Source organism: Paenibacillus sp. JT31N7, from assembly GCF_059692095.1.
In genome coordinates, this window is sequence record NZ_JCAUAT010000003.1 from 146,401 (window position 1) to 162,575 (window position 16,175).

18 protein-coding genes are annotated in these 16,175 nt (G+C 56.3%); 16 read left to right on the forward strand and 2 right to left on the reverse strand.

Annotated features, from left to right (window positions below):
- The first annotated feature begins 147 nt into the window (after positions 1-147).
- From lpdA to AC58P5_RS15175, 4 genes are all read left to right on the forward strand, one after another.
- Positions 148-1,572, forward strand: coding sequence for a dihydrolipoyl dehydrogenase (lpdA, locus tag AC58P5_RS15160; RefSeq protein WP_497387840.1), 1,425 nt, complete (start codon positions 148-150; stop codon positions 1,570-1,572).
- Between the two features lie 120 nt (positions 1,573-1,692).
- Positions 1,693-2,694 carry a thiamine pyrophosphate-dependent dehydrogenase E1 component subunit alpha gene (locus tag AC58P5_RS15165; protein ID WP_497387843.1) on the forward strand — a complete coding sequence of 334 codons (1,002 nt, stop codon included), beginning with the start codon at positions 1,693-1,695 and terminating at the stop codon, positions 2,692-2,694.
- Positions 2,695-2,720: 26 nt separating this feature from the next.
- Positions 2,721-3,701 carry an alpha-ketoacid dehydrogenase subunit beta gene (locus AC58P5_RS15170; protein WP_497387846.1) on the forward strand — a complete coding sequence of 327 codons (981 nt, stop codon included), beginning with the start codon at positions 2,721-2,723 and terminating at the stop codon, positions 3,699-3,701.
- Between the two features lie 14 nt (positions 3,702-3,715).
- Positions 3,716-5,122: a dihydrolipoamide acetyltransferase family protein gene (locus tag AC58P5_RS15175; RefSeq protein ID WP_497387848.1), complete on the forward strand. Its 1,407-nt coding sequence runs from the start codon at positions 3,716-3,718 to the stop codon at positions 5,120-5,122.
- A gap of 6 nt (positions 5,123-5,128) precedes the next feature.
- Here the strand turns inward: AC58P5_RS15175 and prli42 are convergent, their stop codons facing one another.
- Positions 5,129-5,230: a stressosome-associated protein Prli42 gene (gene prli42, locus AC58P5_RS15180; RefSeq protein WP_016423989.1), complete on the reverse strand. Its 102-nt coding sequence runs from the start codon at positions 5,228-5,230 to the stop codon at positions 5,129-5,131.
- 71 nt (positions 5,231-5,301) lie between these two features.
- Between prli42 and AC58P5_RS15185 the strand changes: the two genes are divergently transcribed.
- Positions 5,302-6,438, forward strand: coding sequence for a M20/M25/M40 family metallo-hydrolase (locus AC58P5_RS15185; protein WP_497387850.1), 1,137 nt, complete (start codon positions 5,302-5,304; stop codon positions 6,436-6,438).
- A gap of 260 nt (positions 6,439-6,698) precedes the next feature.
- Positions 6,699-7,718 carry an LCP family protein gene (locus tag AC58P5_RS15190; protein WP_497387851.1) on the forward strand — a complete coding sequence of 340 codons (1,020 nt, stop codon included), beginning with the start codon at positions 6,699-6,701 and terminating at the stop codon, positions 7,716-7,718.
- Positions 7,719-7,754: 36 nt separating this feature from the next.
- On the opposite strand, the gene mciZ is transcribed toward AC58P5_RS15190, so the two are convergent.
- The gene (mciZ, locus tag AC58P5_RS15195; protein ID WP_497387852.1) at positions 7,755-7,892 is read right to left on the reverse strand and encodes a Z-ring formation inhibitor MciZ; all 138 of its coding nucleotides are present in this window, start codon (positions 7,890-7,892) and stop codon (positions 7,755-7,757) included.
- Positions 7,893-8,108: 216 nt separating this feature from the next.
- On the opposite strand from mciZ, the gene AC58P5_RS15200 reads away from it, so the two are divergent.
- The 10 genes from AC58P5_RS15200 (at position 8,109) to AC58P5_RS15245 (ending at position 16,130) form a co-directional block, all read left to right on the forward strand.
- Positions 8,109-8,675 carry an NUDIX hydrolase gene (locus AC58P5_RS15200; protein ID WP_497387854.1) on the forward strand — a complete coding sequence of 189 codons (567 nt, stop codon included), beginning with the start codon at positions 8,109-8,111 and terminating at the stop codon, positions 8,673-8,675.
- Positions 8,675-9,904 carry an endonuclease Q family protein gene (locus AC58P5_RS15205; protein WP_497387856.1) on the forward strand — a complete coding sequence of 410 codons (1,230 nt, stop codon included), beginning with the start codon at positions 8,675-8,677 and terminating at the stop codon, positions 9,902-9,904. Before AC58P5_RS15200 ends, AC58P5_RS15205 begins: the two co-directional genes overlap by 1 nt.
- Before the next feature lie 56 nt (positions 9,905-9,960).
- On the forward strand, positions 9,961-10,464 hold the full coding sequence (locus tag AC58P5_RS15210; protein WP_497387858.1) for a PCYCGC motif-containing (lipo)protein: 504 nt from the start codon (positions 9,961-9,963) through the stop codon (positions 10,462-10,464).
- 380 nt (positions 10,465-10,844) lie between these two features.
- Positions 10,845-11,486: a stage II sporulation protein M gene (spoIIM, locus tag AC58P5_RS15215; protein WP_497387859.1), complete on the forward strand. Its 642-nt coding sequence runs from the start codon at positions 10,845-10,847 to the stop codon at positions 11,484-11,486.
- A 102-nt stretch (positions 11,487-11,588) separates the two neighbouring features.
- Entirely contained in the window at positions 11,589-12,116 is a 528-nt protein-coding gene (fur, locus tag AC58P5_RS15220; RefSeq protein ID WP_497387860.1) for a ferric iron uptake transcriptional regulator, read from the forward strand.
- 228 nt (positions 12,117-12,344) lie between these two features.
- Positions 12,345-13,154, forward strand: coding sequence for an SDR family oxidoreductase (locus AC58P5_RS15225; RefSeq protein ID WP_497387861.1), 810 nt, complete (start codon positions 12,345-12,347; stop codon positions 13,152-13,154).
- Between the two features lie 134 nt (positions 13,155-13,288).
- Positions 13,289-13,525 (forward strand): DUF4227 family protein, encoded by a 237-nt coding sequence (locus AC58P5_RS15230; RefSeq protein ID WP_497387863.1) that lies wholly within the window; start codon positions 13,289-13,291, stop codon positions 13,523-13,525.
- 82 nt (positions 13,526-13,607) lie between these two features.
- On the forward strand, positions 13,608-14,507 hold the full coding sequence (gene xerD / locus AC58P5_RS15235; RefSeq protein WP_497387865.1) for a site-specific tyrosine recombinase XerD: 900 nt from the start codon (positions 13,608-13,610) through the stop codon (positions 14,505-14,507).
- A 253-nt stretch (positions 14,508-14,760) separates the two neighbouring features.
- Complete coding sequence (locus AC58P5_RS15240; RefSeq protein WP_497387867.1) at positions 14,761-15,582, forward strand: purine-nucleoside phosphorylase; 822 nt, start codon at positions 14,761-14,763, stop codon at positions 15,580-15,582.
- A gap of 167 nt (positions 15,583-15,749) precedes the next feature.
- The gene (locus AC58P5_RS15245) at positions 15,750-16,130 is read left to right on the forward strand and encodes a cupredoxin domain-containing protein (protein WP_497387869.1); all 381 of its coding nucleotides are present in this window, start codon (positions 15,750-15,752) and stop codon (positions 16,128-16,130) included.
- Positions 16,131-16,175 lie beyond the last annotated feature (45 nt).

The window sequence follows — 16,175 nt, forward strand, 5'->3', positions numbered from 1 at the left end:
CCCTGCCCGGCAGCCGACTTTTACGGAAGGCCCTTGTACGTTGTACAATGAGGACGAATCAGCCCTGCCCTACATAAAAGGTTCATACACATAGAAGCATGAATGACCCAAGGTAACAGGCCTTGTTAAAGAACAGGAGGAACAGGAATGAGTGGACAAGCATACGATATCGTTATTCTCGGAGGAGGAACGGGCGGTTACGTGGCCGCAATCCGTGCGGCTCAGCTCGGCAAGAAAGTGGCTTTGGTGGAGAAAGACAAACTGGGGGGAACCTGTCTGCACCGCGGCTGTATCCCGAGCAAAGCGCTTTTGAGAAGTGCGGAGGTTCTGGCGACGACCAGACAAGCGGAGGAGTTCGGTATCATCGCGCCGGAGGTTTCCCTGGATTTCACGCGTGTGCAGTCCCGGAAAGACGGGATCGTGGCGCAGATTCACAAGGGCGTGCAGTATTTGATGAAAAAAAATAAAATCGACGTTTTTAACGGAATCGGCCGCATTATGGCTCCGTCGATTTTCTCTTCGAGAAGCGGAACGCTTTCCGTCGAAATGCCGGACGGCAGCTTCGAGACACTGATTCCCGAACACCTTATCCTCGCCACGGGATCACGGCCGCGCGTCCTGCCCGGTCTGGAGCCGGACGGAGAACACGTCCTGACGAGCGACGAGGCTCTGGCGCTTGAAACCTTGCCGGATTCCCTGATCATCGTCGGCGGGGGTGTAATCGGCGTGGAGTGGGCGTCGATGATGAACGATTTCGGCGTGGACGTAACCGTCGTGGAAGCGGGTCCCCGCCTCGTGCCGACAGAGGACGAGGAAATCTCCCGCGAGCTGGACCGGCTGCTCCGCAAGCGCGGCGTGAAGGTGCTCACGAACGCCAGCGTGCTCGCGGACACGCTCCGCAAAGACGCTTCCGGCGTCACGGTCGCCGCCGAGCAGCAAGGCGAGCGCGTGGAGCTCGCCGCCGCCAAGATCCTCGTATCGGTGGGAAGAGCCCCGAACGTGGAACAGTTCGGGCTGGAGAACACCGATGTGAAGCTCGAGCGCGGCTTCATCCGCGTGAACGGGTACATGCAGACGAACATCCCTCACATCTACGCCATCGGCGATGTGATCGGCGGTCTGCAGCTGGCCCACGCGGCCAGCCACGAAGGCGTTGTCGCGGTGGAGCATATCTGCGGCTTGAAGCCGCACACGCACGAGGCGCACCGCATCCCGAGATGCGTGTATACGCGGCCGGAAATCGCGTCCGTCGGCTGGACGGAAGCGGAAGCCAAAGAGAAAGGCTTCCGGGTCAAGACCGGCAAGTTCGGCTTCAAGCCGCTCGGCAAAGCCATCGTATACGGGGAGAACGACGGGTTTGTCAAAGTCGTGATCGATGCGGACAAGAACGATCTGCTCGGCGTTCACATGATCGGGCCTCACGTTACGGATTACATCGCCGAAGCCGCACTGGCTCAGCTTCTGGAAGCTTCCCCGTGGGAAATCGGCAGCACGATCCATCCGCATCCGACGCTTTCGGAGGCGTTCGCGGAAGCGGTTCTGGCCGCCGAAGGACGGGCTATCCACATTTAACCAAGGGTTGAAAACGGCTGTCTGTGCCAAATGTCCGTTGAATTGGACAAGAATACCGTTTATAATAAACTTATAGTGTCTAGTATTAAGACCAGGTAACAAAAAGGAGGCGCAGCCCCAATGTCCATCGGTCAATACGTTAAGCATCAACAATTAGGACTTTCCGATGAAAGAGTCATTCAAATGTATACATCCATGCTGCTCGCGCGTAAATTCGACGAGCGGTCCCTGCTTCTGCAGCGTTCCGGCAAAATTGCCTTTCACGTTTCGGGCGTAGGCCAGGAAGCGGCTCAGGCCGGAGCGGCATACGCTCTCGACGCCGAGAAAGATTATTTCCTGCCTTACTACCGCGATTACGCGTTTGTTCTTTCGGTGGGCATGACCATGAAGGAACTGATGCTTTCGGTATTTGCGAAAGCGGAAGATCCCAACAGCGGCGGCCGCCAGATGCCGGGTCACTTCGGACACCGGAAGCACCGTATCGTGACGGGCTCCAGCCCGGTTACGACGCAGGTGCCGCATGCGGTCGGGATTGCCCTGGCCGCCAAGATGAAGGGCGACGAGCTCGTCTCATTCGTTACCTTCGGAGAAGGTTCCAGCAACCAGGGTGACTTCCACGAAGGCTGCAACTTCGCCGGCGTCCACAAGCTGCCTGTCATTCTCATGTGCGAGAATAATCGGTATGCGATTTCGGTTCCGCATCACAAGCAGGTTGCGGGCAATATCGCCGACCGGGCGATCGGCTACGGCTTCCCCGGTGTGAAGGTGGACGGCAACGATCCGCTGGAAGTGTACCGCGTGGTGAAAGAAGCCCGCGAGCGCGCTCTGCGGGGCGAAGGTCCGACGCTGATCGAGGCGGATTTGTACCGGGTTCCTCCGCACTCCACGTCCGATAACGATCTCTTGTACCGCACGAAGGAAGAAGTGGAAGAGAACCGCGCCAAAGACGGCCTGCCGAAATTCCGTCAATATCTGATCGACTGCGGCATCTGGAGCGAAGAGAAGGACCAGGAGCTGCAGGCTGCGATTCAGCAGGAAATCAATGAAGCGACAGCCTATGCGGACGCGGCTCCTTATCCGACAGGCGAAGATACGCTGAAGCACGTATACGCCCAAGCGTAAGTGCAAGAGCAGAGGGAGGCAGCAACGTGGCAGTAATTACCTATTTGGAAGCAATCCGTTCGGCGATGCAGGACGAAATGCAGCGCGACGAAAATGTATTTGTTTTGGGAGAAGACGTCGGCAAAGGCGGCGTGCTCAACGCGACGAAAGGTCTTCGTGACCTTTACGGCGAGAGCCGCGTGCTCGATACGCCGCTGGCCGAATCGGCTATCGTCGGAGCGGCGGTCGGAGCCGCGATGTACGGGATGAAACCTATCGCGGAAATCCAGTTCGCGGACTTTATTTTTCCGGCGACCAACCAGATTATCAGCGAAGCGGCCAAAATCCGCTACCGTTCCAATAACGACTGGAGCTGTCCGATCGTTATTCGTGCCCCTTACGGAGCGGCGGGAGGCGGAGCGATTTATCACTCGCAGTGCCCGGAATCGGTATTCTTCGGAACGCCCGGACTCAAAATGGTCGCGCCGTCCAATCCTTATGACGCCAAGGGGCTGCTTTTGGCGGCTATTCGGGACCCGGACCCGGTGCTCTATTTTGAACATAAGAAGTGCTACCTCTCGCTATCGGCGGAAGTGCCTGAGGGCGATTATATCGTACCGATAGGCAAAGCCGAGGTGAAGCGCGAAGGCACGGATCTGACCGTGATCGCTTACGGGATTGCGGTGCATTATGCCCTGCAGGCGGCGGAAGAGCTGGCGAAGGAAGGCATCAGCGCCCACGTGCTCGATCTGCGCACGATCCAGCCGCTTGACGTCGAGGCGATTCTGGAAGCGGCGGCAAAAACGGGCAAGGTTCTAATCGCCCACGAAGATAACAAAACAGGCGGGATCGGGGCCGAAGTCGCGGCTATCGTGGCCGAAGAGCTGCTGTACGATCTCGATGCGCCGATCCGCCGTTTATGCGGCCCGGATGTTCCGGCCGTCGGAATGAACCCGCCGATGGAAAAGTTTTTCCTGCTTAACACGGACAAATTAGCGGACGCGATGAGAGAACTCGCGCAGTTTTAATGGGGGAACGCGATATGAGCGAATCAAAATTCCGGCTGGCCGAAGTACCGGTACCTCATCTTGCGGAAAGTCTCGTTTCCGCTACGGTAGGTACCTGGCTGAAGCAGCCCGGTGACTATATCCAGCAGTACGACGTGCTTTGCGAGCTGTACACGGACAAAGTCAACGTCGAAATGCCCAGCCCGATCGAAGGCCGGCTGGTCAAAATCCTTGTCGGCAGCGGCGAGACCGCAGCCGTAGGAGACCCGATCTGCCTCCTGGAAGTACCGGAGACGGCGGACGCGGCTTCCGCGGGCGCAGGCGGCGGCCCGGCATCTCAGGGAGACTCCGCGGCGGCAATCGCGGAAGAAAGCGCCGACCAGAGCATGCGCGGCCGGTACTCGCCCGCCGTACAGCGTCTTGCCGCGGAGAACGCCGTGGATCTCGGCCGCGTCAAGGGGACGGGTTTCGGCGGGCGCATCACGCGCAAGGACGTCGAAACCTACATAGCGCAGGGCGGAGCACCGGCGGCTGCGAACGGCGGCAGCCAAGCTGCGGTACAGCAGACGCAGGCGGCTCCCGCGGCGCAGCAAACGCCATCCGCGCCGAATCATCGTCCGTCTGCGGAAGCGCCGGTTGTCAATCCTTACAGACCGGAACCGCAAATTCCGGTGCGCAGCAGCGGCATTCACCTTTCGCAGAATCCGCCGACGCCGCTCGAATTCGACGCGAATTCCGATTCGCGGGGCGAAACGTTCATCGATGTGACGCCGATCCGCAACACGATCGCGAGCCGCATGCGCCAGAGCGTATCGGAAATACCGCACGCCTGGACCATGATCGAAGTGGACGTAACGAATCTCGTTACCCTGCGGAGCAAGGTCAAAGAAGAATTCATGCGTCGTGAAGGGATCAATCTCACGTATCTTCCGTTTCTTCTCAAGGCTGTCGTCAACGCCATCAAAGACTATCCGATCATGAACTCGGTCTGGGCGGTCGACAAAATCATTATCAAGCGGGACATTAACCTCGCGCTTGCGGTCGGTACGGAAGAATCCGTTCTGACGCCCGTGATCAAGAAAGCGGATCAGATGAATATCGCCGGGCTTGCCCTCGAAGCGGACACCCTAACGAAAAAGGCCCGCACCGGCAAGCTGTCGTTAAACGACCTGCAGGGGGGCACTTTTACCGTGAACAACACGGGGTCCTTCGGTTCCATCCTTTCGCAGCCGATTATCAACTATCCGCAGGCGGCCATCCTGACCTTCGAATCCATCGTGAAAAGGCCGGTCGTCATCCAGGATATGATCGCGGTCCGTTCGATGGTGAACATCTGCCTGTCGCTGGACCACCGGATTCTGGACGGGGTTATCTGCGGACGCTTTTTACAGCGCGTGAAGGAAAATATGGAAGCCTACAATCTTGAAACCAAGCTGTATTGAGGCGTATTATGAGGTTGTCAGGAAGCTGAGGGAGACCATCAAGGTCGATGCGACCATGCTGAACAGCATGATGTACACGACGATTTTGAACAGACGGTTGCGTTTCATACCAATCACTCCTATTCGGACAAACTTTTCGCTGACTCTATTGTAAACCATTGCAACAACGGAGGGAACCCATGATCCAGCAGGAACGGTTAATAAAAGAATTTATCGAGCTTGTACAAGTCGACAGCGTGACGCAATACGAGCAGGAGATCAGTGAAGTCCTGCAGGCGAAGTTCAAGGAACTCGGTCTTTCCATCCAGACGGACGATGCAGCCGAGAAAACCGGGCACGGTGCAGGCAATCTGATTTGTATGCTGGAAGCGAGCGGCGCACCGGAGTCCACTCCGTGCATTTTCTTTACCAGCCATATGGATACGGTAGCTCCGGGCAACGGAATCAAGCCGCAAATCGGTGAAGACGGAATTATCCGAAGCGACGGAACCACGATTCTGGGCAGTGACGACAAAGCCGGAATTGCGGCCATGTTCGAAGCTATCCGGGTGCTGAAGGAGCAAAATATCGCTCACGGTCCGATCCAGTTCGTGATCACGGTAGGGGAAGAATCCGGGCTGAAAGGCGCCCGCGCGATGGATCCGTCCGTCATGAAGGCGGAGTTTGGCTATGCGCTGGACTCCAATGGCGAGATCGGCGAAATCGCCGTGGCCGCTCCGGCTCGCGCCGAAATCAAGATCGTCATGTACGGCAAATCCGCTCACGCGGGCGTGAACCCGGAAGACGGCATTTCGGCCATTCAAGTGGCAAGCAAAGCGGTATCCCGCATGAAGCTGGGCCGTCTGGATTCGGAGACGACGGCCAACATCGGCAGCTTCTCCGGCCTCGGTCCCCTTAACGTGGTCTGCGACCGCGTGCTCCTCGAAGCGGAAGCGCGCAGCATCGTCCAAAGCAAGCTGGAAGCTCAGCTGGCCGCGATGGAGCAGGCGTGCAAAGATACGGCGGCCGATTTCGGCACGACGTGCGATTTCGAAGCGGATATCGTGTATCCGGCTTTCATGCACGACGAAACATCGCCGGTTGTGAAGCTGGCCATGAAGGCCCTGGAAGGCATGGGCTGCAAAACCGGCACGTTCCATTCCGGCGGGGGCAGCGACGCGAATATTTTCAACGGCATGGGAATTCCTACGGTGAACCTGGCGGTAGGTTACAAGGAAATTCACACCACCAACGAACATATCGCCGTATCCGATCTCGTGAAAACAGCGGAAGCGGTCGTGGCTATCGTCCGAGAAGTAACGGAACAAGCGAAATAAGCAGTCCCAACCCAAAAACCTCCATCCCGACAGGCCTAACGGCAATCCGGATGGAGGTTTTGCTTAGGGGTTTCCGTTTTGCCCCGATTTATCGACAAAGACGTACGGCTCCCGGGGGAGAAGTACGTCTTTGTTTTGGTTTCACAAAGTTTGCCGCTTTCTACAGAAGATGTTAGGGGCGGGGATCTTTTTTTTGTCGTCGGTTTCCCCATACTACGGATATTGCACATCTTGCAGAATCGGGGGGTGAGACGGGACGGATGAAGCGACAACGAAAGAAGAGATGGCTCTGGGCGGCACTACCCCTTGCCGTGCTGCTCGCGGTCTGCGGCTATTACGGCTGGAACGCTTATCGCAGCTGGAATCTGGTGTACAAAGAACGAACCGAAACGGGAGTTCCGCAAACCAACCCGGTAAATCCTGCGCCGGTCCGTGAAACTCTTGCCAAGCAGACGTATGTATTTCTTATGCTGGGAATAGACTCGGGAAACGTGGAGCAGGGGCGTTCGGATACGAACATGCTGGCCGTCGCCGATTCTTCGAGCCAGAAAATAACGCTGCTTTCGATCCCGCGGGATACGCGAATCCGTATTCAGGGACACGGCAAAGAGAAGCTGGCGCACGCTTACGCATATGGAGGAGCGGATCTGGCCGTGAAAACAGTCGAAGCGTTTTTCGGCATCCCGGTAGATTACTATATGGCTTTTAATTTTAACGGAGTCAAAGAGTTTGTGGATACGCTCGGAGGGCTGTCTGTTGACGTGGAGAAAAATATGGACTTCGACGACCGGATTACCCATCGTCATGTGTATCTCAAGAAAGGCCGGCAGACGCTGAGCGGTCAGCAGACGCTTAATTACGCCCGGTACCGGGGAGATGCGGACGGAGATTTCGGCAGAATGCGCCGCCAGCAGCAGGTTGTGCGCGAGCTTCTTACCCAGACGGTTCAATACCGCAACGTGGCCAAGATTAACAACCTGCTTAAAATTATGGGAGGCAATGTCCGTATGGACATCCCGGCCCGAACCATTTTCCAGATGGGGAGCACATTTTCCGCGCTGACCGGAAACGATGTGGTTACGATGCCGCTGGAAGCCACTACGGCGACGATCGGAGGAGTATCGTATATGAATATAGCGGAGAGCGAGCGCAGCCGGATCGCGGCCGAATTGCAGCAGCTCATCCGTAAACAGCCGGAACCTGGCGCGGCGCCTTTACAATCGTACGGGATTTACGACAAGATTGAGCCCTGGAACGGAAGCCGGTTCGGGAGGCCGTAAACGGTTGATGCTTGCCTGGGGCCGAAGAGCGCAAGGTCATCCGGATTTTTGTTCCAAGAAAACGACGAGAGGCAAATCGCGCCCGCCTTTCTTAACGGCAAGCTCCAGGTATTGTTTGATTTCCCATGCCTTTCCGACGAGACACAGACTTTCGGAAGCTGTAAAATTTTTCATGATTCATTCCTCATTTCCGCAATTAGTTTAGGTTAAAACCTATGCGAGTAAGGGACGAGTTATGTCAGCTGTTAAAATAAGGCACAAAACCCTGTATTCATTCTTTCCCCGTTTTGCCATAATTCAACACAGGGTAAAGCCGTTTTTTTTCAGCCATTTGATATAATAGGGGAGAAAACAAGCGTTTCCGGGATTCACCCGGGGGAGGAGCGAGACATGTCAGCAGAACAAAACAATCGGAAATTTGAGGAAGTTACGATAAAAACCGAACCCATCTTCAAGGGGAAAATCATTACGCTGCAGGTGGATCATGTGCGCCTGCCGAACGGGGAAACGGCCACGCGCGAAATCGTGAAGCATCCGGGTGCCGTGGCGGTATTGGCCTTAACCGACGACGACCGGATGATCGTGGTGGAGCAGTACCGCAAGGCGCTGGAAAAAAGCCAGGTGGAAATTCCGGCCGGCAAGCTCGATCCCGGCGAAGAGCCGATCCGGGCGGCGATCCGAGAGCTGGAGGAAGAAACCGGCTACAGTTCGGTGTCGGTGCGTCCGGTTTGCTCCTTTTATACGTCTCCGGGTTTTGCCGATGAAATTCTACATCTGTTCGTAGCCGAAAACCTGGTCCGCGGGGAAGCGCGGCCGGACGAGGACGAATTTCTGGAGTGCGAAGCGATCACCCTCCAGGAGGCGAAAGAGCTGATTGCGCGCGGGAGCATCAGCGACGCCAAAACCATCACGGCCGTGTATGCCTGGCAGGCGTACAAGCTGACAGGATCGTTCTGATGCTGCGGACGTACTACGCGGATCTTCACATTCATATCGGCCGGACGGAGAAGGGAGCCGCCGTCAAGATCAGCGGAGCCCGGAACTTGACGTTCTACAACATTGCCCGCGAAGCGTCCGACCGCAAAGGGATCGAGATCGTCGGCATCATCGACTGCCATTCGCCGGCGGTGCAGGAAGAAATCGAGCACTATCTCGCTGCCGGCGAAATGAAGGAGCTGGACGGCGGGGGCATCCGCTATCACCAGACCACGGTTCTGCTGGGAAGCGAAATCGAGGTGCGCGATCCGGGAATGGGACCGGTGCATCTGCTCGTTTTTCTTCCGAAGCTGGCCCAGATGAAAGAGTTTACGGAGTGGATGCGTCCGCGGATGAAAAATGTGGAGCTGAGCTCCCAGCGCATGTATGTCACGGCCAGGGAGCTGCAGGCCGAAGTGCTCGGGCGCGGAGGCATTATGATTCCCGCCCACATTTTTACGCCGCACAAAAGCATTTACGGAAGCGGTTCGACCCGCATGGAGCACATGCTGGATCTGGACGGGCTGGCGGGTGTCGAACTCGGGCTGAGCTCCGATTCCGAGATGGCGGGCTATCTGCCGGAACTGGACCGCTACACGTACGTCACGAATTCGGATGCCCATTCGCTCGGAAAAATCGGCCGCGAGTACAATGAGCTGCGGCTGGCGGAGCCTACGTTCGCGGAGTTTGTGCTCGCTCTCCGGAGAGAAGGCGGCCGTGCGGTTACCGCGAACTACGGCCTGAATCCGCGGCTCGGCAAGTATCACCGCACCTATTGTCTGAGCTGCGAAAGCATCCTGGACGAGAGCGAGGCCGCCGTGGGAAGGTGCCTGTACTGCGGCAGCCCCAAAGTAGTGCGCGGCGTTATGGACCGCATTCTGGAGCTTGCAGGACGCGAGGAGCCGCATGTGCCGGATTACCGACCGCCCTACTACTACCAGGTACCTCTGGAGTTCATTCCGGGGCTGGGCAAAAGAAAGCTGGACGGGCTGCTGGCCAGATTCGGCACCGAAATGAACATCCTGCACCGGGCAACGCGAAGCGAGCTGGCCGAGACGGTGGGAGACGACATTGCCCGGATGATCCTGGAGGCCCGTTCGGGTGTCCTTGATCTCCAGGTGGGCGGCGGAGGCACCTACGGGAAAGTAAAAGCGCCGGCGAAAGCGCGGCCGGCTGAAAAGGGAGCGAGCGGCACCCGTGCCAAACAATAACGCGTGTCCGTACTAGCAGCGATTTAATTCCCGCGCAGGGAGAGGGGAATCTGAACATGAAGAAAAAATGGGGCCTGCTTACGGCCACCCTTTTGTGCGCAAGCATGCTGGCAGCCGCCTGCGGAAGCGGCGAAGCCAAGCGGGATGCGCACGGAGACGGCGCGGCGCATCCCGCCGCGAACGGGGACCTGCAGGAGAAGACGGCTTCGTCCGCCGTCCTGCCGTCCTTTCTGAACAAGCAGCGCGAAGAGATCCGGCTTGTTTACGAGCTGGCCGGCAAAAACGCGGACCTGCTGCAGTCCATGCCGTGCTACTGCGGCTGCGGCGAAAGCGCCGGTCACAAGAGCAACCAGAACTGCTTTATCCGCAAAACGAACGCGGACGGTTCCGTCGTCTGGGACGATCACGGGACGCGCTGCGGGATCTGCATGGAGATCGCGGTAAAGACCATCTCGCTCAAGAAGGACGGAAAGACGCCGCTGGAGATCCGCAAGGTGGTCGACGAGACCTACAAAGGTACCGCGGGCAAGCCGACCGACACGCCTCTGCCGGAGGCGTAGGAGAGGCAGAACCTGTGATACAAGCGCAGGTGACCGCGGCCGCACAGACGTATCCGCCGGAATCGGCTAGATCCGGCGAGAGATACGCCGGTATCCTGCGTTTTGCTCTGTTGTCTGATTGTATCCGGCGTTATCTGCGGATATCCAAAGAGATTCGGCGATATTGGCGATGCCGAGAAAGCCTTTGATATCCGTCAAAATCCAGCGAGGACCGCCGGAAGCCACTCCTGCCGGATGACCGCCAGCCGCTATTCAGCGAAGCAAAGCCCTCAAGCCAAGAGGGCTTTTTGCTTTTTTCGCATCGTCGTACGGCTTGGTCTATCCCGGTTATCCGCCGCATAGAATGCCTATAGTGAACAAGCGGACAAGGAGGACTTATCATGCCGGCTATGCAGACCTTGAAACAGTATTTTAGAGAACAGTTTACGCTCTTTCTATTCGTCTCGGTCCTCTTCGTCGTGGGTGTCGTGTTCGGCGCCGTCATGGTCAATGCGCTGTCTCTCGAACAGAAACAGGAGCTGGGGCGCTATCTCAGTTCGTTCTACCGGACGATACAGGACGGGGCCCAGGTGGACGGGAAGCAGTCGATGCTGGCGGCGTTCTCGCTTCATATGAAATGGATTCTGCTCATCTGGACGCTCGGTCTGTCCGTTATCGGGCTGCCGCTCATTCTCGTACTGGATTTTCTCAAAGGGGTCCTGATCGGCTTCAGCGTAGGTTTTATGGTCGGGCAGCTTTCGTGGAAAGGCATCACTTTCGCCCTCGTTTCCATTGCGCCTCCGAATTTGATCGTGGTTCCCGCCATTCTGATCTGCAGCGTCGTTTCCATCAGCTTCTCTCTATTCATTATTAAAAACAGGCTCATCCGCCGGAGCGGAACCATCTACCACCCGTTCATGCGTTACTCGGGCGTTACGCTGGCGATGGGCGTCTGCATGCTTGGGGCGGCGCTTTTGGAAGCATTTGTGTCTCCGACGATGATGAAGTGGGTTACGCCGATGCTGGCGGCTTTTACTAACTAGAATAATTCTAAATAGTCGTTTGACTTTCGTGACTTCCTCCCTCTATAATAAAAAAAGGGAAACTATCGCGCCGTTTAGACGCGTTGTAAGAGGGGGAGGCGTATGGAAGCACGTATTGAGAAGATCAAGCAGCAGCTGCAATCCCAAGGTTACAAGCTGACTCCCCAGCGGGAAGCGACGGTTCGAGTGCTGCTCGAGAATGAAGAAGATCACCTTAGCGCCGAGGACGTATTTATGCTCGTCAAGGACAAAGCTCCTGAAATCGGACTTGCTACCGTGTACCGGACGCTCGAATTGCTTAGCGATATGCATGTGCTGGAGAAAATGAATTTTGGAGATGGCGTAGCCCGTTACGATTTGCGCAGCGACAGCACCCATCACCATCATCATCATTTGATCTGCGTGCAGTGCGGCGCAGTGGACGAAATTATGGAAGATTGGCTGGGACCGCTGGAAGAACGGCTCGCCCGTGAATATAACTTTAAAGTGCTGGATCACCGCCTCGATTTTCAGGGTATCTGTCACAGATGTCAGGAGAAAGGCGCCGACCAGCCGAAAAATAAGGACACTAACCCGAAGCACCATCACCACCATCATCATGCAAGCGCAAAACCTTCCTCGCTCGTTTAAACAGGCGCGGAAGGTTTTTTGCCTGTTTGATGCGTCCGCAAGCTCCTGGAAGCCCGCTGCCGGTTCAGCGGGCTTTTTGCCGCCTCTGCAGCCCTGCTGAACGGAGACGAATATCGGGCGCGTTCTTTCGTTTCTTCGGGCGGTTCACCGGGTAAGGAGGCAGTGGAACATACCCACTACCAACATGCCGCTGCCCTGCAGGTATCGGCTTTCAGAGGAGGACGGACCATGGAGCAAACCAATAGCGTACATACAGGGGAATACGGCTTGGCCGGGAAAACGGCGCTTATCACGGGAGCAAGCTCGGGGATAGGCAAAGCGGCTGCGCTGAGACTCGCCAAGCTGGGAGTCAAGGTCTGCCTGGTGGACATCAGCAAAGAGTATGCCGAAGATGTCCAGGAAATTATTATGCGCAAGGGCGGCGAAGCGATTGTCGCCGAAGCGGATATTTCCGACCCGGAACAGGTCAAATCGGCCTATCGGAAGCTGCGGGAAACGTGGGGACGGCTGGATATCGTGCTGGCCAACGCGGGCATTAACGGCAAAATAGCGCCGATCGAAGACCTGGAGCCGGAGGAATGGGACGCAACTCTGCAGACCAATCTGAAGGGCACGTTCCTGACCGTAAAATACGCGGTGCCGCTGCTCAAAGAAAACGGGGGCAGCATCGTGATCACCAGTTCCATCAACGGAACAAGGATTTTCAAAAACTTCGGGTTCACGGCCTACAGCTCTTCCAAAGCGGGGCAGGTGGCCTTCGCCAAAATGGCTGCGCTCGAGCTGGCCCGCTATAAAATCCGCGTCAACGTCATCTGTCCCGGTTCGATCAACACGAACATCGAGGACAGCACGGAACGTACGCCGGAGCTGGAGGAAATCCGGATACCGGTCGAATATCCGGAAACGAGCATGCCGCTGGCGGACCGTCCCGGAACGCCGGAGCAGGTGGCGGACCTGCTGGTCTTCCTGGGTTCCGACCTGTCCGGCCACGTTACGGGCACGGAAGTTTTCATCGACGGCGCGGAATCGCTTCTTTAACGGTCAAGGAAGGAGGAAGGAGTGCCTGCCGGGTGCTCCTTCTTTTTATACCCGAAACCTTACACAGGTGCGGCGGGAGCCGCATATCCGGCGTTCCCCGGTCATACGCTTGTTATAAAGGGGGGACGGGTTGTATGATCGTATCCGTACATAAATGGCTGGAGAGGACCAAGTTTCTCATTTTGTTCGTAACGCTGACTTATGTCCTGTATCGGGTGTTTGCCCTGTTTTCGGTCTGGGTCGAACCGGTTGACAAGTACCGCCATCCCAGCGGAACCTCGGTAAAAGTGTTCCAGCAGCACGCGATTAAGACGGAAGGCAGCGAGAGTATGGCCGCGAGGCTCCGTTTGTTTTATTGGTACGGGGAATAAAGAGGAATTATCGGTTTTATGACGAATGGTATATAGACTTAAAACCGGCTAGCTTAGAAATGCCATGAAGGAGCAAGGAACCTTGAGAGAAGATCTGGAAGTATTCATGGACTATCTGGAACATGAGAAAGGCTTGTCCCGGAATACGCTCGAATCGTATGCTCGGGATCTGCAGCAGTATATAGAATTTCTGGAGCGGCAGAACGTCCGGACGCTCGGCGAGACGAGCAAGGTGCATGTGGTCAGTTACATCTCCCGTCTCAAGCAGCTCGGCAGGGCAACGGCGACCCAGTCCCGGACGCTTGTTTCGATCCGTTCCTTGTACGGTTATATGATCCGCTGCGGGAGGATGGATTTCGACCCTACGCGGGACATCGAGAATCCCAAGCAGGAGAAGAAGCTGCCCCAGGTGCTGACCATGGACGAGATGGAGCGCCTGCTCGGGGCGCCGCAGACGGACACGAGCAACGGCATCCGGGACAAGGCGATGCTGGAGGTGCTTTACGCGACAGGCATCCGCGTATCGGAGCTGATCAGCCTGGATGTCGGCGACGTCAACACGAGCCTCGGATTTGTCCGCTGCGTCGGAAGCGGGGCCAAGGAGCGGATCATTCCGCTCGGAAGCATGGCCGCCAAAGTGGTCGACGAATACGTATCCGCCTCGCGGCCGCAGCTGATGAAGGCGCACAAGCCGGAAACGGCCTTGTTCGTGAATCATCTGGGTACGCGCATGACCCGCCAGGGCTTCTGGAAAATGCTCAAGCGCTATGCCTTGGACGCCGAAGTGGACAAGGACATTACGCCGCACACCTTGCGGCATTCCTTCGCCACACATCTTCTGGAGAACGGGGCGGATCTGCGCTCGGTGCAGGAAATGCTGGGCCATGCGGACCTTTCCACTACACAGGTGTATACGCATGTGACGAAATCCAAGATGAAGGAAGTATACGACCGGACGCATCCGAGAGCGAAAATGACGTGAACGGTTACCCGGGCCCCCTTTAGGGGCTTTTCCTTTTGAGGGAACAGGTAAAGCCTTTAACGCGGCAATGCGTTATTGGGTATTTTTGCATCCCGGAGGCAATAATGAGATAATGTCCATGCTGTTTTTGCCTTACATAAAAAATTACCAGGCTTTAAACCCGCATTTGACAACCGGAGGGGGTTGTCCAAATGAACAACCTTATTCAAGGAATTCAAATAATCGGACACAATAAGAGAGGAAGTGTTCTTACATGAGCACAGAAAAACAACGCGTCACCGAAGCGGCGTCCTATATCGAGCAGAAGATCGGTTTCCGTCCGACCGTCGGTCTCATCCTCGGCTCCGGACTCGGCGTCCTGGCCGATCTTATCGAAGAAGCGGTCGTTATCGACTACAGCGATATCCCGCACTTCCCGGTTTCGACCGTGGAAGGTCATGCAAGCGAGCTTGTGGCCGGCACGATAAAAGGCAGACAAGTCGTCATGATGAAAGGTCGCTTTCATCAGTACGAAGGTTACGGCGCGGAGACGGTCGCTTTCCCCGTTCGCGTCATGAAAGACCTGGGCGTTCAGACGCTCATCGTGACTAACGCGGCGGGCGGAGTGAACACTTCCTTTGAAGTCGGCGATCTGATGGTGATCCAGGATCATATCAACTTCATGTTCCGCAATCCGCTCATCGGTCCTAACGACGACGAGCTCGGAGTTCGGTTCCCCGATATGTCGCAGGCTTACAGCAGAAGACTTGCGAAGCTTGCGCACAGCGTTGCCGAGAAGCAGAACTTCTCTCTGCGCGAAGGGGTTTACCTCGGGCTTCTCGGCCCGACTTACGAAACACCGGCTGAAATCCGCATGATTCGTACGCTCGGAGCGGACGCCGTCGGTATGTCGACCGTGCCGGAAGTGATTGTCGCACGTCATGCCGGCATCGAAGTACTCGGCTTCTCCTGCATCTCGAACATGGCCGCGGGCATTTTGGACCAGCCGCTTTCCCATCAGGAAGTGATGGAGACGACGGAGCGGGTCAAGCCGAAGTTTCTGCAGCTGGTTCTCGGCATTATCGAGGAACTTTAGGTTTCCGCAAATGGATTTGCTTTGGATCGTTCAAGGTCCGAAGCGGCCGGCGGATCAATTATCACGGAATTGTCACAAATTATTCGAAGTTTGCCTCAGGAAAGGATTAGGCAATTTCCGTTATTTTAGGTACAATAATTAGGTAATTACGCGATGGGGGGATCTTCATGTACAAGTGGATCATGTTTGTACTATTTATCGGCGCGAGTGCTATGGGAGTGGGTTTCCTCTTTCAAGATATCAATGCCCGACAAGCGGAAAGAGCCGCGGAAGAAACAGCCGGCGCTTCTCTCAAAATTGCAGCATCCAACTGGAAATTCGATCAAGCGGAGTACAAAATTCCGAAAGGCCAGACCAAAGTTTCTCTCATCCTGAAAGAAGGCGTGCATGCCATCGACATCACGGGTGAAGGCGTTGACGTTAAACTGGACGGAACGAACAAGTCTCAGGAAGTAAACTTCGAGAAGCCGGGCAAATACGAAATTAAATGTATCCTGCCTTGCGGCGAAGGCCATGATGACATGAAATCGGTGCTGGTTGTCGAATAAGTAAGCCGGGTTTGAAAAGGGGTCCCAGGAGGGCTCCTTTTTATT